Origin of the sequence: Pseudomonas sp. MPB23 (genome assembly GCF_046605395.1) — a bacterium.
GTDB lineage: Bacteria > Pseudomonadota > Gammaproteobacteria > Pseudomonadales > Pseudomonadaceae > Aquipseudomonas.
This window is the reverse complement of the sequence record NZ_CP176771.1, coordinates 2,151,791-2,172,225: the sequence shown is the minus strand read 5'-3', so window position 1 is coordinate 2,172,225 and position 20,435 is coordinate 2,151,791. Positions and strand designations below refer to the sequence as shown.

Genomic DNA, 20,435 nt, shown 5'->3' with positions numbered 1-20,435 from the left:
CCATGAATACCACCCAACCGGCTTCCAAACCGCTTAACTTCTGGCTGTGTCTGGGTATCCCCGGCGGCGCGGCGCTCCTGATGCTGTTGCTGGAACTGACCTCGCTGGACATGGACCTTGCCAAACGGTTCTACAGCGCCGCAGATGGCGGCTTCATCGGGCGCTACAGTTTCTTCCTCGAAGACATCCTGCACGACCGCGCCAAACAGCTCGTCATCCTGTTTTCGGTGCTGGCCATCCTGGGATTTGTCGCCACCTTTATCCTGCAACGGCTCAAGCCCTACCGCCGGGAGTTCGGCTGCCTGGTCTTGTCCCTGGGACTGGCCACGGCATTCGTCTCACCGCTGAAAACCATCACCGCCGTGCAGTGCCCATGGAGCCTGACGGAATTCGGCGGGAGCGAAACCTACAGCGAACTGCTCAGCCCGCGCCCACCCACCGATAAACCCGGCCGCTGCTGGCCCGGCGGGCATGCGGCCACCGGGTTCGCCTTGTTCGCCTGGTTCTTTGCCCTGCGTGATCGCCGACCGCGGATGGCGCGCAAGGCGTTCATCTTTGCCGTCGCCTTGGGCAGCGTCTTTTCAATCAGCCGCATGCTGCAAGGGGCGCATTTCTTTTCCCATAACGTGTGGACCGCGATCTTCTGTTGGCTGATCTGCCTGGGGCTGTATTGCCTGCTGCTCTACCGGCCAGCCATCGCGCAAGCGCGGTAAATACCCAGGCAGCTCAGCTGCCACTTTCCACTGAGCATAAAAAACCCCGCCTGCATCGCTGCAGGCGGGGTTTTTCAGTCGCCGGGTAAGGCTGGCTGTCGGGTAAGAAGCGACCATTACTGGCCGCCCCTCCCCTAAGAACTGTACGTGCGAGTTTCCCCGCATACAGCTCAAGCCTTTGTAAGCCCTTCCAAATGGGAGAGCCAGCAGTGAGCTCACTCCTAACCCTTGGGTGGATATGGATCGTTGCCGTAGGAGTCCCGGGCGCGGAACCTTCCATCCTGACCATGGATCAGAACTTCACTCTTTTGGTTCTGAGCAATGCTGCGTGCTGCTTCAGCGGCTTCCTGCTGGGTTCTGTGATGCGAGGTATCTTTCGAATTCCCCTCCCCACGTACTGCCCAACCCTCATCCCTCTTCACAACGTGCTGGTTCTTACCTGACATAGGACACCTCGACATTTGAGAATGTCCTTGGAGACTAGCAGGCGAAACCAACAAACACAACATGTACCAAAAACCAACCAACTGAAGCACATCATATAGTGATCTGATAAAGCATCACCGAATGGATTGTGCATGTAGCTGCCGATGACAGTTGGGATGCAACAACACCAGATTGTCCAGCTCGTCGCCTCCGCCCATGTGCCGCTCGATAACATGGTGGATGTTCCACCCGCTTTCGAACGTAATTAACTGCTTGCACATCGGGCAGCGCTTGCTCTGGCCAAGCCACAACGTCAGCGTCTTCCGCTTCCCTTCATCCGAACTCCGCCACGCATATTCCAGCCGTTGCTCGAAGTACATCTCGTCCTCTGGGGCGTACGGGTTAGCCTCCGCCTTGATTTTGGTGTGCCGCTTGATCGGCGTATCGCTGGCGTACAACAGGTGGAGCAGTTTGCCGCTGGGGTGTAGCCCGGTGAATACCCAACTGCGTGTTCCCACGCGCTTGAAGTATTTTTCCTTGATCCAACGTTTGCAGCGATTCAGATGTCGCCGTCTGCACCATCGCCATAGCAATTTCCAGATCCTGTAATCCACGTAGTTGAAGGTCTGCTTGGCGACAATCGGCCGATGATAATTGGCCCAACCCCGAATGACTGGATTGAGTTGCTTGATCAACAGACTGGCCGGTGCCGCTTTGTTTGCTTCAACCAACGCCTTAACCTTGGCCAGAAATGCTTTCACGTTCTTGTGGGCTGGCTTTATCAGCAGCTTGTCACCGTACTTGCGAATATTCTGACCGAGGAAATCGAACCCATCCGCTACGTGCGTGAACAGCGTTTTCTCCACCGCAAGGCTCAACCCCCGCTCGGCCATGAAGGCTTCGACGAGTGGCTTCACCTCGTTTTCCAGCAGCTCTTTCGAGATGCCGGTGATGACGAAATCGTCTGCGTACCGCACATAGTTGACCTTGGTCTTGTAGCTGGCTTTGGTATTACGCTGCCCGAACCGAGATTCGAGCTCCTTTTCCAGTCCATCAAGGGCCAGGTTGGCCAATACTGGCGAGATGATGCCTCCTTGCGGAGTTCCCGCCCCGATTGGGTTCAATTGACCGGATTCCATATATCCCGCTTTCAGCCATTTCCTTAGAACCACCTTGTCCATCGGGACATTGGTGATCAGCCAGTCGTGACTGATATTGTCGAAGCACCCCTTGATATCCCCCTCCATGACCCACTGCGCAGAGTGCTTGCGACCGAGATTGACGAACAATTGCTCGATTGCATCTGCCGTGGAGCGATGAGGACGAAAGCCATAGGAGTTTCGGTCGGCTGTGGTCTCGGACACCGGTTCGAGGGCAAGCAGGCATAACGCCTGCATTGCTCGATCCAACATCGTCGGAATCCCCAGCGGTCTGCGCTGGCCATTTGCCTTGGGAATGTAAACCCGCCGCAGTGGTCGGGGCTTGTAGCCCCTGCGCTCTAACCGAAAAACTGCCTTCCATTTGCTTTCAGGCGTACTCCAGGTTTCCCCATCGACGCCGGGAGTCCTGCGACCCCGGTTTTCAGTGACCCGTTTGACTGCCAATGTCTTGGCTGCAAACGAGCGAACCAGCATCCGCTGCAAGGTTTTCACCTGCCGCCATTGCCGATTCTTGGCTGCCTTCGCGATCCGTACCTGTAGCCCTCGCACCTGTCGATGACCTGTTTCCCAGTCTATCGAATGCCAACTGGTGGCCAGATGGGAGGACGCAGGTACTTCTATTTCAGACGCACTCATCTTGCTGTTCCTCCAGAGAAGATTTCCCCAGTGGGCAGCAGACGCACGTCGCCCCTGTGGGGGAGTGAGTGCACTGCCCCGCAAGGGATTTCTATGAATTAGACGCAGCCGGTCAGACCGACCAACGTCTGTTCTTGATGGCTTTACAAGCCTTTTCGCGATCAAAGACCAGTCGGAAGTCAGCACCGTTTCCGGTTGGGGCAACAGCCCCTATCCAACCCCATTACAGGGTGGCATTCGCTTTTTCCGACATCCTCTACCCGCACTTTCAACAGTCTTCCTCACGGTCGACCTGCCTTACCATACAGGCCAATGGCAAAAATACGGGCTTACCGAGTTCCATAACCGTCACAAGGATGGGTTAGGCCCTGCCTATTCACCGATGACTCAATGTCAGCGTGCCCCCAGATGTAAAAGGGACAACCAGTCATGCACCATTTTGGTCAAAGCCTATCAGCAACTTTGGCTCCATGCGGTTGACGGTGTTTATCAGCAGTTCACTTACGTTGGCCATACCAACCAGCCTAGCGTCTCGCCCGCGTGTTGCTCGCAGGGTCTGCATGGCGCCTCGCGGCGATCACACACCACAAACATCGTGGGACTACATTGTCAGGAAGCTTCGCACCCCGCCGTTACCAGCGACGCACTATCCCTAGGCTACTTTTGGCTGAACAAAAGGTCTCGTGCCTTTCTACCTTGCGGTTTCCAGGTGAGACAATGACAGCTATGGCTTGCGCCCTATAGATAGGAGCAGGCCAGCTCTTTGGACACGATTTCCCATACCTCCCTCGCAGTGTTTCAAAATCTGCAAGATCAGTACGCATATCGTTCTGATGATTTCCTGAGAGAAAATCACGATATATAGGCGACATTGCGCCGAATTCTAAGCACCTTGTGGGTGCCGGAAATCCGGGCTTTACCGCCCGGATTTCGGGTTTTTTAAGCTGTTTCTGCGGGAAAGTGGCCACCGGTTCAACCGGTGACCACCTAGGATGTAGCCCGCTAGGTGCTTCTACCTATAGCGACTCTCGTCGCACTACATCATGCCGCCCATGCCACCCATGCCGCCCATGTCTGGCATACCGCCGCCAGCCGAGCCGTCTTTCTTCGGTGCTTCAGCAACAGCCGCTTCGGTGGTCAGGATCAGACCGCCGATGGAGGATGCTGCTTGCAGTGCCGAACGAGTCACCTTGGTAGGGTCCAGGATGCCCATTTCGATCATGTCGCCGTATTCGCTGGTTGCCGCGTTGTAACCGAAGTTACCTTTGCCGTTCTTGACAGCGTTAACCACAACGCTTGGCTCGTCGCCGCTGTTGGCAGCGATCTGACGCAGCGGCGCTTCAACAGCGCGACGCAGTACAGCGATACCCACGTCCTGATCGGCGTTGTCACCTTTCAGGTCCAGGATGGCTTCCAGGGCGCGGATCAGTGCAACACCACCGCCAGGTACCACGCCTTCTTCAACGGCTGCACGGGTTGCGTGCAGGGCGTCTTCAACGCGGGCTTTCTTCTCTTTCATTTCAACTTCGGAGCCAGCGCCAACCTTGATCACTGCAACGCCGCCGGACAGCTTGGCCAGACGCTCTTGCAGTTTTTCACGGTCGTAGTCGGAGGAAGTTTCAGCAACCTGGGCACGGATCTGCGTGATGCGCGACTGGATGTCCTGGTCTACGCCCGCACCGTCAACGATGATGGTGTTTTCCTTGGAGATGGTCACACGCTTGGCGCTGCCCAGGTTTTCCAGGGTGGCGCTTTCCAGGCTCAGGCCGATCTCTTCGGAGATAACGGTACCGCCGGTCAGAACGGCGATGTCCTGCAGCATGGCTTTGCGACGGTCGCCGAAGCCTGGAGCCTTGACGGCTGCGACTTTGACGATGCCACGCATGTTGTTCACGACCAGGGTCGCCAGGGCTTCGCCTTCAACGTCTTCGGAAACGATCAGCAGTGGGCGGCCGGCTTTGGCAACGGCTTCCAGCACTGGCAGCATTTCGCGGATGTTGGAGATTTTCTTGTCGACCAGCAGGATCAGCGGGCTTTCCAGCTCGGCAACCATGGTTTCTGGCTTGTTGACGAAGTACGGGGACAGGTAGCCACGGTCGAACTGCATGCCTTCTACAACCGACAGTTCGTTTTCCAGGCCAGTGCCTTCTTCAACGGTGATCACGCCTTCTTTACCGACTTTTTCCATGGCTTCGGCAATGATGTCGCCGATGGAGCTGTCGGAGTTGGCGGAGATGGTGCCTACCTGAGCGATTGCCTTGGTGTCAGCGCATGGCTTGGACAGGTTTTTCAGCTCTTTGACAATGGCGATGGTCGCCTTGTCGATGCCGCGTTTCAGGTCCATCGGGTTCATGCCGGCAGCGACGGCTTTCAGGCCTTCGTTGACGATCGACTGAGCCAGAACGGTAGCAGTGGTGGTGCCGTCGCCAGCGTCATCGTTGGCACGGGAGGCAACGTCTTTGACCAGCTGCGCGCCCATGTTCTCGAAACGGTCTTCCAGTTCGATTTCCTTGGCTACGGAAACGCCGTCCTTGGTGATGGTCGGAGCGCCGAAGCTCTTTTCGATGATCACGTTACGGCCTTTCGGACCCAGGGTCGCTTTTACTGCGTCGGCCAGGACGTTGACACCGGTGAGCATTTTCTTGCGGGCGGAATCGCCGAATTTAACTTCTTTAGCAGCCATGATCGATATTCCTTAAATACTTTGTAGTAACGGGAAAATGAGCGGGGAAGATCAGTCTTCCAGTACAGCGAGAATTTCGTTCTCAGCCATTACCAGCAGGTCTTCGCCGTCGACTTTCACAGTGTTGCTGCCGGAGTAAGGGCCGAAAACAACCTTGTCACCCACTTTCACGGCCAGCGCGCGCACATCACCGTTTTCCAGGGTCTTGCCTGGGCCAGCAGCGACGATCACACCGTGGTTGGCTTTTTCAGCAGCCGAACCTGGCAGAACGATCCCGCCAGCGGTTTTCTTTTCTTCTTCGCTGCGACGGATGACGACGCGGTCGTGCAGAGGACGAAGCTTGCTCATTGTCGATCTCTCCTAATTGTGATTTTCATCGGCCGGTATCAATTCCGGCGGGTTAAATTCCGGCGGTGCCGGTCGCGGCTCGCTGGGCAAGTCGCGGAAGTCTGTCTGATGTCACCACCAGAAACCTTGCGGTGACCGTTACATAAGGGCGTATATGCTTATTACAAGGGGCCGCAGATGAAATTTTTTGCGCCTGAGGCCGGGTAAATGCAACACGGCACCCGAGGGTGCCGTGCCGGTGAAGCGGTTATTTGCTGTCGCGGTGTTCGAACTCACCTTCGATCACATCGCCTTCACGCCCCAGCGGCTGGCGCGGTGCCGGGCCGCCACGGGGTTGCAGGTCATCGGCGAAGGCACGCTGGCGAATCGCCGCTTCTTCGGCACGCTGGCGCATCTTGCCGGCCAGCAGCTTGCGGGTGAACGGCAACAACATGATCAGGCCAATCACGTCACTGATGAAGCCCGGCAGGATCAACAGCCCGCCCGCCAAAGCCATCATCAGGCCTTCAAGCATGGTCTGGGCCGGCAATTCGCCGCGATTCAGGCTCTCACGGGCACGCAGCGCCGTGGCCAGGCCGGCGATACGCAGCACCAGGACGCCGAGCATCGAGCCGAGAATGATCAGCAACAGGGCCGGGAAAAACCCGATCGCACTGCTGACTTGAACGAATACGAACAGCTCCAGCACCGGGAACAGCAGAAAGAGCAATAAAAAAGGGCGCATCAAATGGTTCCTCAACGCAAGAATGCCTTGCCAGTGCACCTTAGATGACGTCGCCGTTTCGTGAATTCAAGCATCGGCACTGGCTTTTTTCGGCCAGGCTTCGGCGTGAGCCAGTGAAACCAGGGCCTCGCGTACTTGTGTCGGCGTGTTGCAAGACGCTGCGAAGGGCAACCAGTGTACAGACTGACCGATGCGCAGGTGCATGCCTTCACTGTCGATACCGGCCAGTTGCGCGGGTTCGTGGGTGGGCAGGCCGGTCAAGGCCACGTAATGGGCGATAGCCTTGGCATGATCGCTGTTCATGTGCTCGATCATGCTGCGCTCGGTCGCGCCCGCGAACGGGTTGGCCAAGGTTAACTGGTCGATCCAATGAATCGCGCCGAAACCGCCTATATAACGGTGGCGTACCGGCTTGAGCACCCAGAAGTCGAAGTCGTGGGCCTTATGGTAATTGGCCGATTCGGGAAAGTAGCGGTAGTAACGCTCGGCCGCCGCCTCGATGGCGGCGCTCGCCTCCAGTTTCTCGGCTTCGGCCAGGTAGGTCAGGCGTCCCACCGCCTGCACATCATCCGCTTCGCGCTCGCCCACCAGCAGCGAGCACTTGGGATCTTTTTGCAGGTTATGGGTGTGTTGGGCAATGCGGCTGATCAGGATCAGCGGGCGGCCCTGCTCATCCAGACAGTAAGGCGCGACCGAACCGAACGGAAAACCGGGCATAGCCTTGGACAATGTGGAGAGAGCCCCACGGTATTCCTTGAGCAACAGCTCTCGGGCGTTCTTGGCAACCTGTGCGCTCAACGTATAACTCCTCGGGTATTCGACGGCCCATAGGCTATGGGAATGGATCTCAACGCAAGGTAATCAATATCGGCGAAGGTTGCCAAGCGGGTTTTGCCGCCTGATTACCAGGCGACACCGAACCCTGCGGTGTAGCGGGTCTTGCTCAGGCTGCTTTCCGAGTCGCCGCTGACAATGTCACGCTCGGCCTTGAGATTGAGGGACGCCCATTCGGTGACCTTGTAGCGCAGGCCCATTTGCGCATCCAGGGAGTAATCGACCGGTCCGTCGATGGGCCGCCCCAATTCACCGCTGGTGAAGAACTCGACGGTCTTGCCCACCAGGTAGCGGTTGTAGTCCCACTTCATGGCCACCGAGTAGAAATTGTCCTTACCGCCGTCGGCATATTCATAGTCGGTGCGGTTGACCAGCGAACCGAGGGAAAACGCACCCAGCTCATCATCCCAGAACTGGTAGCCCGGGCCGGTACCGACGGTGCGCTGGCGGGCCAGGTCCTCAACCTTGTCGCGCTTGTAGGTCAGGCGCCCCTGCCAGAACCAATGCTCGGTGATAAAACGGTCCAGGTCATATTCCAGGGCCCAGTTGTCGGTGGTGGTCACGTCGTCCTGGAATTCGCGGTTGTATTCGCCTTCCCCGGTATGGCGCCATTGACCATGCCGCGCAACGGTCTTGAAATCGACGTCGTAGTCATTGGTGTCTTTTTCGGCACGCTTATAGTCCAGCGCCAGGTCGACATTGCCCTTCCACACCAGGTCTTCGATCACAGGCTTGGGCTTGAGGATCTGTTGGATGCTCGCCAGCTCGACGGTCTTGGGCGCCTCGCCATTGGCCAGCACCACCTTGCCATCCTCCGCCGCTGTCAGCGACTTGGCCTTCTCGCCGGTGTAGGCATCCTGCTTGACCAGCAATTCCTGGTCGCTTTCCAGGGTTTTCACCTGTTTCCAATCCACCGGGATCGCCCCCGCGTAGTCGGTCTGGATCAGCAGCTTGCCACCGTCGAAGACTTTGATCTTGCCGGTCAGGCGATCACCGTTCTTCAACCAGACGGTATCGGCCAGCAGGGGCGTGGAAACACTGAAGACAGCGAGGCACAGCAGGGTTCTGGACAACATAAGCAGATAGGGAGCTCAAGATTGGCGAAAAAGGGCGATTATCGTGTTAGATAGCTACGACTGACTCAAGGATTCAGGACGAGTTCAATGCTCATTCGCGCGTTTACAGACGTTTCCTACAAATAGACCGACATTCCGAACGGACAGGGACACCTATGGACCCACTCGCCGATACCCCGCAGAGCCCCGCCGAAATGCGCCGCACCGCGCTGTACCTGACGCTGGCGCAAGTGCCCGCAGGCTGCGTGGTGAGTTACGGCGAGCTGGCCCACCTCGCGGGCCTCGGGCGCGCGGCGCGCTGGGTGGGACGCACGCTCAGCCAGCTTCCCGAGGACACCCGGCTGCCCTGGCACCGGGTGCTGGGTGCCGGCGGTCGGATAAGTCTGCCGGCCGGCAGCGCCTCGGGAGACGAGCAACGCGCGCGCTTGCGCGAAGAAGGCGTCACGGTCCGCAACAATCGCGTGGATATTCAGCGCCATGGCTGGCGCCCGGTAGAGCACAGCGGTTAGAGTGCGCGCTTTGTTTCCGCGAATCTGAGGCAGACTCCAGCCCATGCCCCGTAAAACCTGGCGCGCCGCGCTCGCCGCCTATGCCAGCCCCTCGACGTTAGTGCTGTTGTTGCTCGGCTTTGCCGCCGGCTTGCCTTACATGTTGGTGTTCTCGACGCTTTCGGTGTGGTTGCGTGAGGCCGGTGTGGCCCTCGAGACGATCGGCTATGCGAGCCTGATCGGCCTGGCCTATGCCTTCAAATGGGTGTGGTCGCCGCTGCTCGACCAATGGCGCCTGCCGCTGCTCGGTAAACTCGGACGTCGTCGTTCCTGGCTAGTACTTGCCCAGTCGCTGGTGATCCTCGGATTGATCGGCATGGGCTTCTGCGACCCGCAAAAACATCTGTCCTGGCTGATCGCCATTGCCGTCGTCGTTGCGTTCGCGTCCGCCACCCAGGACATCGCGGTCGACGCCTACCGCCTGGAAATCGCCGACGACAGCCGCCAGGCCGCCCTGGCCGCCAGCTATATGTCCGGCTATCGCATCGCCGCCCTGCTGGCCACGGCGGGTGCGCTGTTTTTTGCCGAAGGCTTCGGTTCCACCGGCTTCAACTATAAACACTCGGCCTGGACCGGCACCTATGTGCTGTTCGGCGTGCTGATGATCCCGGCGCTGCTGACCACCCTGTTCATGCGCGAACCGAACGTGCCGCTGCGTACTCAGTTGCAGGCCGGGCGCTACAGCTTCGTTCATCAATTGGTGTCGGTGTTCGTGCTGATCGTGCTGCTGGTGTCCGTGCCGGCCATGTTCACCCAGCTGTACAACACCGATTTTGCCAGCGTGCTGTTCCACGGCGTGAGCCTGTGGGAATTGCTGATGGAAGACCGCGCCTTCCTGCGCGCCATCCTCTATATCACCCTGACCGCCCTGTGCCTCTCGGCCGTGGGCCGCCGTGGCCTGGCGCCGGTGCTGACGCCGGTCAACGACTTTATCCTGCGCTATCGCTGGCAAGCCCTGCTGCTGCTGGGGCTGATCGCCACCTATCGCATGTCCGACACGGTGATGGGCGTGATGGCGAACGTGTTCTACATCGACCAGGGCTTCACCAAGGACCAGATCGCCGGGGTCAGCAAGATCTTCGGCCTGATCATGACACTGGTCGGCGCCGGCATGGGCGGCCTGCTGATCGTGCGGTTCGGTATCCTGCCGATCCTGTTCATCGGCGGCGTGGCGTCGGCCGGCACCAACCTGCTGTTCGTGATGCTCGCCGACATGGGCCCGGACCTGCAGATGCTGATCTTCACCATCTCCCTGGACAACTTCAGCTCGGGCCTGGCCACGTCGGCGTTCGTGGCCTACCTGTCGAGCCTGACCAACCTCAAGTTCTCCGCGACCCAATACGCGCTGCTCAGCTCGATCATGCTGCTGCTGCCGCGTCTGATCGGCGGCTATTCAGGCGTGATGGTGGAGAAGTTCGGGTATCACAACTTCTTCCTGATTACCTGCATGCTGGGTGTGCCCACGCTGCTGCTGATCGCGCTGCATTGGTACCAGGAAAATCGGCGGATTCGCTTGAACCCGCCCGAAGAAGACTGACACACCTGCTCCTGGGGGCACATGTCAGCCGCGATCCTGTACGCGAGCAATTTGCGCCCGTACAATCCCAAGTCACTTCAAGTCCAAGCAACCGACAACGGCCTCCCATGCGTACCAGTCAATATTTGCTCGCCACACTGAAAGAAACGCCTTCCGACGCGGTTGTGATCAGCCATCAGCTGATGCTGCGCGCCGGTATGATCCGCAAGCTGGCTTCCGGCCTGTACACCTGGCTGCCCATGGGCCTGAAGGTGATGCGCAAGGTCGAAGCCATCGTTCGCGAAGAAATGAACGCCGCCGGTTCCCTGGAAGTGTTGATGCCGAGCACCCAACCGGCCGAGTTGTGGCAGGAATCCGGGCGCTGGGAAGAGTACGGACCTGAATTGCTGCGCTTCAAGGACCGTCATGGCCGCGACTTCTGCGCCGGCCCGACCCACGAAGAAGTGATCACCGACCTGATGCGCAACGAGTTGAGCAGCTACAAACAGCTGCCCCTCAACCTGTATCAGATCCAGACCAAGTTCCGTGATGAGATCCGCCCACGCTTCGGCTTGATGCGCGGCCGCGAATTCATCATGAAGGATGCGTATTCGTTCCACGCCGACCAGGCGTCCCTGCAGGTCACCTACGACCGCATGCACACCGCCTACTGCAACGTGTTCACGCGCCTGGGCCTGAAGTTCCGCCCGGTTGAAGCGGACAACGGCTCCATCGGCGGCGCCGGCTCCCACGAGTTCCACGTACTGGCCGAGTCCGGCGAAGACGATATCGTGTTCAGCAACGGTTCCGACTACGCGGCGAACATCGAAAAAGCCGAAGCCGTGCCACGGGAAACCTCCCGTCCAGCCCCGGCTGAAGAACTGCGCCTGGTGGACACCCCGGAGACCAAGACCATCGCGGCCCTGGTGGAAAAATTCAATCTGCCGATTGAAAAGACCATCAAGACCCTGATCGTGCACGCCGAAGAAGCCGGCAAGCTGATCGCCCTGGTGATCCGTGGCGACCACGAGCTCAACGAAATCAAGGCCGCCCAACAACCGGGCGTGGCCAGCCCGCTGGTCATGGCCTCCGATGCCGAACTGCGCGACGCCATTGGCGCCGGTGCCGGTTCCCTCGGCCCGCTGAACCTGCCGTTGCCGATCATCATCGACCGTTCGGTCGAGCTGATGAGCGACTTCGCTATCGGCGCGAACATCGACGACAAGCACTACTTCGGCGTGAACTGGGAGCGCGACCTGCCAGTACCGACCGTGGCCGACCTGCGTAACGTGGTCGCCGGTGACCCAAGCCCGGACGGCAAGGGCACCCTGGAAATCAAGCGCGGCATCGAAGTCGGGCACATCTTCCAGTTGGGCAACAAGTACAGCAAAGCGATGAAGTGCGAAGTGCTGGGCGAGAACGGCAAGCCGATTACCCTGGAAATGGGTTGCTACGGCATTGGCGTCTCCCGCGTGGTTGCCGCTGCCATCGAGCAGAACAACGACGAGAAAGGCATCATCTGGAGTGACGCCCTCGCGCCGTTCCAGGTGGCCCTGGTGCCGCTGCGCTACGAAACCGAGCAAGTCCGCGAAGCCACCGACAAACTGTATGCCGAACTGACGGCCGCCGGTTTCGAAGTGCTGCTGGATGACCGCGACAAGAAAACCAGCCCGGGCATCAAGTTCGCCGACATGGAGCTGATTGGCATCCCGCACCGGATCGTGGTCAGTGACCGCGGCCTGGCCGATGGCAATCTGGAATACAAGAGCCGGACCGAAGCCGAAGCCCAACCGTTGCCGGTGGCTGACGTGCTGTCTTTCCTTCAGGCGCGTATTCGTCGCTGAAAACCAGATCAAGAGAAGTCATGTTCAAGCGAAACACCAGAGCCCTGGGGGGCGCCGCCTTGTGCGGCGCCCTGCTGGTCAGCGGCTGCGCCAACCAGATGTCGCAACGCAGTGAGCACGAGGAGCGGGTCGAGCGTAAGTTGCTCGACCACAGCCTGCAGATCGATGTCGGCGAACCCAAAGTGCTGGAACTGCCGCAACGCCGGGTTCGCATTCACGAGCAGAAGACCTTCGAGGTCACCGAATTCGAAGTCACCCGTCGTTACGATCGCTACACCCCCTACCAACCCTGGCGCAAACTCTATGAGATGCCGTTGGGAGCGGTCGCCCTGGTGGCCGGCGCGGGCGCCAACGTGGCGAATATCTTCGCCCTCGGCAACCTGCCGACCAGCATGACCCACGACTGGCTGACCTATGGCATCGACGGCCTCAACCCGTTCATGAACGTGCAATCCCATGGTCGTGCGCAACAGAACCTCGCGGGTATCGATGAAGTCCAGCGCGACAAGCGCGTGGAGTATTCGAGCCTGCCCTGGAGCGAGCGCCCGGTGCAGGTCACTGCCGGCAAGCAGACTCATGAACTGACCACCGACCGCAACGGCGTACTGCGCCTGAACCTGTTGGACAGCCCGTTCGCCGAGCAGGACCTGAACCGTGTCACGACCTTGAAGATCAGCGTGGACGATGGCCAGGACGATGCGCATTCGGACTCGACCCTGGCGATCAGCAACACCCTGCGCGGCAAGTTGCTCGAAGCCCACGGCCTGATCTACGACGACCTGGAAGACGATGAAGTCAACCAGTGGGTGCACCGGGTCAAGCGCCTGTCGGAACTGGGCCTGGAGGAAGAAGCCAGCGAACTGGAACAAAGCCTGATTGAACTGACGCGCAACGATCCGGAATTGCAGCAGGAATTCCTGCAGGCGCTGACCAAGGATGCGGGACGACTCGTCGCGGATCCCGGAGCCCGCTGAGGCTGTGGGAGGGAGCTGACGCCCTCCCACATTCTGTTGGGGATTTCTACCAGGAGAGCTCGAGCTGTTCGTTGCCACCACTCAGGTCGAGCAACCGCACGCCAATCCCCAGCAACCGCACCGGCTTGCCGCCGCGATTGAACGCCTGGGTCAGCAACTGTTGATAACTCTCCAGGTCCCGCCCTGCCCCCGCCTGCTCCAGCGTCGTCTGGGTAAAGTCATGAAATTTCACCTTCACGAACGGCTTACCCGCGCGGTAACTGCTGTCGATACGCGCCATGCGTCCGGCCAGGGTTTCCATCAGCTCGGGCAGTTTCGCCAGGCAACTTGAGAGATCAGGCAGATCCACATCGTAGGTGTTTTCCACACTGATGGATTGGCGCCGGTTGTCGTTCTGCACCACACGATCATCAATCCCACGGGCCAGGCTCCACAACCTCTCACCAAAGCTGCCGAATTCACGCACCAGCGCCAGCTTGTTCCACTCGCGCAATTGCAGGCAGTCTTCGATGCCCAGGCGCGCCAGCTTGTCGGCCGTGACCTTGCCCACACCATGCAACTTGCTCACGCGCAATTGGGAGACAAAGTCCTCGACCTGGTCTGGAGTGATCACAAACAAGCCGTTGGGCTTTTTCCAGTCGCTGGCGATCTTGGCCAGGAATTTGTTCGGCGCCACACCCGCCGACACGGTGATGTGCAGTTGATTGGAGACGCGGCGCCGGATGTCCTGGGCGATGCGCGTGGCACTGCCGCCAAAGTGCGGGCTATCGGAAACATCCAGGTAGGCTTCATCCAGCGACAGTGGCTCGATCAGATCGGTGTAGTCGCGAAAAATCGTCTGGATTTCTTTCGATGCTTCTTTATAGGCATCCATGCGCGGCTTGACGATGGTCAGGTCGGGGCACAGCTTCAAGGCGTGGCGCGACGACATGGCCGAACGCACGCCATAGGCCCGCGCTTCGTAATTGCAGGTGGCGATGACTCCGCGTCGATCCGCCGAGCCGCCGACGGCCAGTGGTTTTTGCGCCAGGCTCGGGTCATCGCGCATCTCGATGGCGGCGTAGAAGCAATCACAGTCGACGTGGATGATTTTGCGCTGCGTCATAGATAAGAAGGCAGTTCAACGGGTGGCCAGTATCGCATTCACACCTGTATATAGCACCAGTAGTTTGAATCTTCCCTCTGAGCGGTAGGAAAATTCTCAGATGAATTTATTTTTTCAATCGAATTTAACCCTCCGATAGAGCTGAAAGCCTCGGCCAGACTGGCCCCGAGGACTTTCAAGCGCCGCGTTGGAGCGCTAACCGATTGAACCACAAGCGCTTTTCTTCCGGTAACAGGTTGACACACCGGCGTTCCTCTGTAGAATGCCGACACACAGACGCGGGATGGAGCAGTCTGGTAGCTCGTCGGGCTCATAACCCGAAGGTCGTCGGTTCAAATCCGGCTCCCGCAACCAACACAAACGAAAACACCGCCTCGACCTAACCGTCGAGGCGGTGTTTTTGTTTGTGCTGCTTTTAACGACTGAAGAGTAAGGGCGATGGTCGCGCGCCGCTTCAGCCCGATTGCTTGATAAAGATCAACGTTATGCACGGCACTCGATGGGTAGCATCTACCAAGATGGGCGAACGCGGGTATTCGCCAGACATGGCTGATGAAATAACGTGATCTCGCTTACGTCTCACGACACCGCACGACTTTGCTCACACCCCAACCCACGCTCAAGGATCGGATCATGACGCCCATCCCGAGTACCGATGCAAAGTGGTCTTGGCGGCGTGCCGCAAGGATTCTTCTGATCCTGGTCATAGCGCTGGCCGTCGGTACCGGCGGCGCCTGGTATTGGTGGCATAGCCAGCAAGGCAAGCTGCCCCAGGGCCTGGTATCAGGCAACGGCCGCATCGAATCCGACCAAATCGACATCGCCGCGAAGTCCGCCGGACGCGTGCGCGAGGTGCTGGCCCGGGAAGGCGATCTCGTCACCGAAGGCCAGGTACTCGCCCGCCTCGATACTACGGAGTTGCAAGCGCAACGCGCCAAATATGCCGCCGACGTGGCGTCCGAGGAGGCCTCAATGCTTGAGGCGAAGGCGACCGTTGTGCAACGCCAGGCAGAACTGACCCTCAAGGAAGCAAAGCTTCGCCGCGCCCTCAAGCTGGTCGTGACCGGTGCGATCAGTGAGGACAACCGCGATGAGGCGCAGGGCGAACGCGATTCTGCCCGCGCTGTGCTCGAAGCCGCCGAGAAGACCGTGACCGCACGCCAGCGATCGGTGGTGGCCGCGCAAGCCCTGGTCGATCAGACCGACGCCCAGATCGTCGATACCATTCTTTTGGCGCCGGTGCAGGGCCGCGTGCTTTATCGTCTCGCCAACCCAGGGGAAGTGGTTGCGGCGGGCGGAAAGGTGCTGACGATCATCGACCTGTCAGAGATCTACATGGAGATCTATCTCCCCTCCGAACAGGCCATGCGCGTGACGATTGGGTCGGCCGCACGAATTGTCTTCGACGGTGCCGACTTCGCCGTCCCGGCCAAAGTGAGTTTCGTCTCACCCGACGCTCAGTTCACGCCCAAACAGGTCGAGACCCGCAGCGAGCGCGACAAGCTCATGTTCCGGATCAAGCTGCGCATTCCGCCGAGCCTCATCGCGCGCCATCTCAACCAAGTGAAAACCGGGACTCGCGGCATCGGCTATGTGCGCCTCGATCCGAACCCGCCAGATTGGCCGGATAACCTGCAAAAACGCGTTCAGGGCGACCCTGCCGATGCCGAGGATTGACAATGGTGGCTCGCGCATCGCTGATCGCCGAGGTGTCCAACGCAACCCATCTGTATGGCAAGGTTCGAGCGCTCGACGATGTATCGCTCGAACTGCCGAGCGGCCAGATGACCGGCATCATCGGCCCGGATGCCGCCGGAAAGTCCACGCTGCTGGGCCTGATCGCCGGAGCGCGGAAGATACAGAGCGGATCGGTCACGGTCCTCGGCGGCAGCATGGACAATGCCCGGCATCGTCGCTCCGTGTGCACGCGCATTGCCTATATGCCGCAAGGACTCGGCAAAAATCTCTACCAGGAGATCAGCGTCCGCGAGAACCTGGCGTTCTTCGCCACCCTCTTCGGCCTGTCTGCGTCGGAACGCGACGCACGCACGCAGCGCCTGGCGGCCGCCATCGGCTTGCTGCCCTTTCTCGATCGGCCTGCCGGAAAGCTGTCGGGCGGCATGAAGCAAAAACTCGGTTTGTGCTGCGCGCTCATTCACGACCCCGACCTGCTCATTCTCGATGAGCCGACGACCGGCGTGGATCCGCTGTCGCGTCGACAGTTCTGGGATCTGATCGGCGAGTTGCGGCGCGAGCGGCCGACCATGAGTGTGGTCATCTCCACCGCCTATATGGATGAGGCGGGCCAATGTGATTGGCTTATCGCGATGGATCACGCACGCGTGCTGGCCTGCGGTACCGCGGATGAGCTGCGTGCGAAGACCGGCCAACAAGACATGGAAGCGGTGTTTGCCGCCCTGCAACCAGGACAGCAATCGGCGGCGCCGCGACTGGTGATTCCGCCACGCCAGCCGAGCACGGAGGCGCCGGTGATTGTCGCGAGGAACCTGACCCGCCGTTTCGGCAGCTTCACTGCGGTCGATCGCGTCAGCTTCGCCATTGAGCGCGGGGAAATCTTCGGCTTCCTCGGTTCGAACGGCAGCGGCAAGACCACGACCATGAAGATGCTGACCGGACTGCTGGCGCCCAGCGAGGGAGAGGCCGAGGTCTGCGGAAAACCTGTCGATGCCAACGACCTGTCGGTCCGCCGGCGCGTGGGTTTCATGTCGCAATCGTTCTCGCTCTATGGCGAACTGACCGTGCGGCAAAACCTGCGTCTGCATGCGCGCCTTTTTCATCTGGCCACCGACCGCGCCGACGCGCGTATCGCCCAGCTCATGAACGATGTCGGCCTTGTCGACTATGCCGACACCGAAGCGAGCTCGCTGCCGCTGGGTGTGCGGCAGCGCCTCTCGCTGGCCGTGGGCATCGTGCACGATCCCGAGTTGCTGATCCTCGACGAGCCCACCTCAGGCGTCGACCCGCTGGCACGCGACGAATTCTGGCGTTTGCTCGGCGATCTCTCACGAACCCGCAATGTGACGATCTTCGTCTCCACGCATTTTATGAGCGAGGCCATGCGCTGCGACCGCATCTCCCTGATGCACGCCGGTCGCGTCCTCGTCTGCGACACGCCGCAAAACGTCATCGCGTCCAAGGGCAGCGCGAATCTCGAAGAGGCGTTCATCGCCTATATCGAAGACGCCGAGCCCTCTTCGCCCGCGCCCCCAGCCGCCATTGCCACGATGCAGCCCCGGCAGGATGCGCTGACTGTGTCACCCAGGCGCTGGGCCTTCATGCCGCTGCGGCGGCTCCTCGCCTTTGCCAAGTGCGAGACGTTGTCGCTGATGCGCGATCCGGTGCGGCTTGCCTTCGCCTTTCTCGGTTCGTTCATCATGCTGTTGATCTTTGGCTTCGGCGTCTCCAGCGATGTGACCAACCTCACCTATGCGGCGTTCGACCACGACGAGACGCCGGAAAGCCGAGACTATCTGGCCAATTTTTCGAGCTCTCGCTATTTCACCGAAAAGACGCCGGTCCACAGCATCGAAGAAATGCAGCAACGCCTGAAGTCGAACGACATCACGCTGGCGATCGAAATCCCACCCGGCTTCGGACGCTTGGTCAAACGCGGTGCGGATTGGCAGGTATCGGCCTGGATCGACGGCGCCAACACCTCGCGCGCCGCCACCATCGAGGGCTACGTGCAATCGGCGCACAATCTCTTCTCCGAACAGAGAAAGCGCGAGTCCAGCGACGTCACGAGCACGAAACCGACGACCAGCATCGTGATCCGCAACCGTTACAACCCGACAGCCGAGAGCATCTACGCGATCGGGCCTGCGGTGCCGGCGATGCTGCTGATGATGTTTCTTGCCATCCTGACAGCGGTCAGCGTTGCCCGCGAAAAGGAAATCGGCACAATCACGAACTTCTACGCCACCCCCACGACGCGCCTGGAGTTCCTGATCGGCAAGCAACTGCCTTACATGGGCGTTGGCATGCTCAATTTTTTCATCATGACCGCGACCGTGCTGTTCCTCTTCGATGTCCCGCTCAAAGGCGACGGTCTCACGCTGACCCTGGGCGCGCTGTTCTATGTGGCGGCGGCCACCGGCTATGGGCTGTTCATCTCGACCTTCACGTCGAGCCAGGTCGCCGCGGTGTTCGCCGGAGCGGTGCTGTCGATGCTGCCGACCATGCAGTTCTCCGGCATGATGCAGCCCGTTTCGACGCTGGAGGGCGGCGCACGCTTCATGGGTTACCTGTGGCCGACGAGCTACTACCTGCATATGAGTGTTGGCGCGTTCACCAAGGGACTCGGTTTCACCGACATGGCCAGCGATCTGCTGGCGCTGACCCTGTTCGGTCCGGCCTTCCTGTTGCTGTCCGCGCTGCTCTTGCGCAAACAGGAGAAATAAGATGAACAGCCTCTTCAACATATTCTGGCTCGGCGTCAAGGACCTGCGCGCCCTCTCGAAGGACCTGATGATGATCCTCTTCATCATCTATTCCTTCGGCATCAGCATCTATATGCAGTCGACCGGCGCCGGCGAGACCGTCAACAATGCCTCCGTGGCGATCGTCGACGAGGACAATTCCAGCCTGTCGCGCTCGATTGTCGGGCTGTTCTATCCACCGTACTTTCAGGCGGCCAAACTGATCAGCGCCGCCGATATCGACCGCACCATGGACAACGGGCTTTACACCCTCGTCGTGGTCATTCCTCCGCGCTTTGAAGCGGATGTGCGCAAGGGGCGCGATATCGAGGTGCAGGTCAACGCCGACGCCACCGCCGTCCAGCAGGCGTCCTTGGGTGGGGGTTATATCCAGAACATGGTGACCGACGAGGTCACGCGCTACCGCCAGGAAATGGAGCGAACCAGCGGACTCTCCTCCGATCTCGTCATCCGCCGCGCGTTCAATCCCAACGGCACACAATCCTGGTTCCGCGCGGTCGTCGGCCTCGCCGATCAGCTGTCGATGCTGATCATTATCCTGACCGGCGCAGCGCTGTTGCGCGAGCGCGAGCACGGTACGATCGAGCACCTGCTGGTGATGCCGTTGACGGCCTTCGAGATAGCGCTCGCCAAAGTCTGGTCGAGCGGGCTGGTGATCATGATCGGTTTCATCTGTTCTCTTTTATTCGTGGTCCAGGGTGTCCTCGACGTGCCGATTGCCGGCTCGCGCGGCGTTCTGCTGCTCGGCACCCTCATCTACATCTTCGCCACGGCAGCGATTGGCATCTTCCTCGGCACGCTCGCGCGCACCATGGCGCAATTTGCCCTGCTGATGATGATGGCCGTGATGCCGATGATGATGCTGTCGGGCGGCATGTCGCCCATCGAGAGCCAGCCGCAATGGGTCCAGTACGTGACGTGGTTTTTCCCGTCGCGGCACTATGTGGGCTTCATGCAGGCGATCGTGTATCGAGGCGCGGGCCTCGATATCGTCTGGAAGGAGTTCGTGACGGTGCTGGTGATGGGCGTGACGTTTCTGGTGATGAGCTTGCTGCTGTTCCGCCAGTCCGTTGCGACCTTGCGATAAGGGTTTCTGAGCCTGCCGGTTTTTGGCCGGGACGATTGTCCGACAAAAAACCTTTTCCTTGCGCGCACTTACCGCACATTGTCGTGATTCAGCGGCTAATTCGCAGTTATTTGACCCATTGGACCATTAACGGTTGACACCCTGGCGCTTGGCTGTAGAATGCCGCCCACAGACGCGGGATGGAGCAGTCTGGTAGCTCGTCGGGCTCATAACCCGAAGGTCGTCGGTTCAAATCCGGCTCCCGCAACCAAACATCAAAAAAGGCTACTCGAAAGAGTGGCCTTTTTTGTATCCGATAAAA

General features: G+C 59.6%; 16 protein-coding genes and 2 tRNA genes. 10 read left to right on the top strand and 8 right to left on the bottom strand.

The genetic code is table 11. The features are described 5' to 3' along the window. Positions 1–2 precede the first annotated feature (2 nt). Positions 3–713: a phosphatase PAP2 family protein gene (locus tag ACLH0J_RS10120; RefSeq protein WP_411391859.1), complete on the top strand. Its 711-nt coding sequence runs from the start codon at positions 3–5 to the stop codon at positions 711–713. A 221-nt stretch (positions 714–934) separates the two neighbouring features. Here the strand turns inward: ACLH0J_RS10120 and ACLH0J_RS10115 are convergent, their stop codons facing one another. The 7 genes from ACLH0J_RS10115 to ACLH0J_RS10085 all read right to left on the bottom strand — a co-directional run bounded on the left by ACLH0J_RS10115 (position 935) and on the right by ACLH0J_RS10085 (position 8,600). Next, complete coding sequence (locus tag ACLH0J_RS10115) at positions 935–1,159, bottom strand: DUF2188 domain-containing protein (RefSeq protein ID WP_411391858.1); 225 nt, start codon at positions 1,157–1,159, stop codon at positions 935–937. 114 nt (positions 1,160–1,273) lie between these two features. Then, positions 1,274–2,935 carry a group II intron reverse transcriptase/maturase gene (ltrA, locus tag ACLH0J_RS10110; RefSeq protein WP_082810649.1) on the bottom strand — a complete coding sequence of 554 codons (1,662 nt, stop codon included), beginning with the start codon at positions 2,933–2,935 and terminating at the stop codon, positions 1,274–1,276. A 1,036-nt stretch (positions 2,936–3,971) separates the two neighbouring features. Continuing rightward, a complete protein-coding gene (groL, locus tag ACLH0J_RS10105) occupies positions 3,972–5,618 on the bottom strand; it encodes a chaperonin GroEL (protein WP_411391857.1) in 1,647 nt (548 codons plus the stop codon). Between the two features lie 51 nt (positions 5,619–5,669). Continuing rightward, positions 5,670–5,966 carry a co-chaperone GroES gene (gene groES / locus ACLH0J_RS10100; RefSeq protein WP_003175874.1) on the bottom strand — a complete coding sequence of 99 codons (297 nt, stop codon included), beginning with the start codon at positions 5,964–5,966 and terminating at the stop codon, positions 5,670–5,672. Positions 5,967–6,213: 247 nt separating this feature from the next. Then, the gene (locus tag ACLH0J_RS10095; RefSeq protein WP_411391856.1) at positions 6,214–6,690 is read right to left on the bottom strand and encodes an FxsA family protein; all 477 of its coding nucleotides are present in this window, start codon (positions 6,688–6,690) and stop codon (positions 6,214–6,216) included. Positions 6,691–6,756: 66 nt separating this feature from the next. Then, positions 6,757–7,488 carry a HugZ family protein gene (locus ACLH0J_RS10090; protein WP_411391855.1) on the bottom strand — a complete coding sequence of 244 codons (732 nt, stop codon included), beginning with the start codon at positions 7,486–7,488 and terminating at the stop codon, positions 6,757–6,759. A 104-nt stretch (positions 7,489–7,592) separates the two neighbouring features. Continuing rightward, on the bottom strand, positions 7,593–8,600 hold the full coding sequence (locus ACLH0J_RS10085) for a DUF481 domain-containing protein (RefSeq protein ID WP_411391854.1): 1,008 nt from the start codon (positions 8,598–8,600) through the stop codon (positions 7,593–7,595). A 155-nt stretch (positions 8,601–8,755) separates the two neighbouring features. Here ACLH0J_RS10085 and ACLH0J_RS10080 point away from each other — a divergent pair, with 155 nt between their 5' ends. The 4 genes from ACLH0J_RS10080 (at position 8,756) to ACLH0J_RS10065 (ending at position 13,482) form a co-directional block, all read left to right on the top strand. After that, positions 8,756–9,109, top strand: coding sequence for an MGMT family protein (locus ACLH0J_RS10080; RefSeq protein WP_411391853.1), 354 nt, complete (start codon positions 8,756–8,758; stop codon positions 9,107–9,109). A gap of 43 nt (positions 9,110–9,152) precedes the next feature. Continuing rightward, positions 9,153–10,685: an AmpG family muropeptide MFS transporter gene (locus ACLH0J_RS10075; RefSeq protein ID WP_411391852.1), complete on the top strand. Its 1,533-nt coding sequence runs from the start codon at positions 9,153–9,155 to the stop codon at positions 10,683–10,685. Positions 10,686–10,792: 107 nt separating this feature from the next. Continuing rightward, positions 10,793–12,508, top strand: a complete 1,716-nt coding sequence (locus tag ACLH0J_RS10070) for a proline--tRNA ligase (RefSeq protein WP_411391851.1) — start codon at positions 10,793–10,795, stop codon at positions 12,506–12,508. Positions 12,509–12,528: 20 nt separating this feature from the next. Then, on the top strand, positions 12,529–13,482 hold the full coding sequence (locus ACLH0J_RS10065; protein WP_411391850.1) for a hypothetical protein: 954 nt from the start codon (positions 12,529–12,531) through the stop codon (positions 13,480–13,482). 46 nt (positions 13,483–13,528) lie between these two features. Here the strand turns inward: ACLH0J_RS10065 and dinB are convergent, their stop codons facing one another. Beyond that, on the bottom strand, positions 13,529–14,587 hold the full coding sequence (dinB, locus tag ACLH0J_RS10060) for a DNA polymerase IV (RefSeq protein ID WP_411391849.1): 1,059 nt from the start codon (positions 14,585–14,587) through the stop codon (positions 13,529–13,531). 277 nt (positions 14,588–14,864) lie between these two features. Between dinB and ACLH0J_RS10055 the strand changes: the two genes are divergently transcribed. From ACLH0J_RS10055 to ACLH0J_RS10035, 5 genes are all read left to right on the top strand, one after another. After that, a tRNA-Met gene (locus ACLH0J_RS10055) sits at positions 14,865–14,941 on the top strand. A gap of 279 nt (positions 14,942–15,220) precedes the next feature. Continuing rightward, entirely contained in the window at positions 15,221–16,264 is a 1,044-nt protein-coding gene (locus ACLH0J_RS10050) for an HlyD family secretion protein (RefSeq protein WP_411391848.1), read from the top strand. Positions 16,265–16,266: 2 nt separating this feature from the next. Next, positions 16,267–19,008 carry a ribosome-associated ATPase/putative transporter RbbA gene (rbbA, locus tag ACLH0J_RS10045; protein WP_411391847.1) on the top strand — a complete coding sequence of 914 codons (2,742 nt, stop codon included), beginning with the start codon at positions 16,267–16,269 and terminating at the stop codon, positions 19,006–19,008. Position 19,009: 1 nt separating this feature from the next. After that, on the top strand, positions 19,010–20,134 hold the full coding sequence (locus ACLH0J_RS10040) for an ABC transporter permease (RefSeq protein ID WP_411391846.1): 1,125 nt from the start codon (positions 19,010–19,012) through the stop codon (positions 20,132–20,134). A 173-nt stretch (positions 20,135–20,307) separates the two neighbouring features. Continuing rightward, positions 20,308–20,384: transfer RNA gene (locus ACLH0J_RS10035), tRNA-Met, on the top strand. The last annotated feature ends 51 nt before the right edge of the window (positions 20,385–20,435 follow it).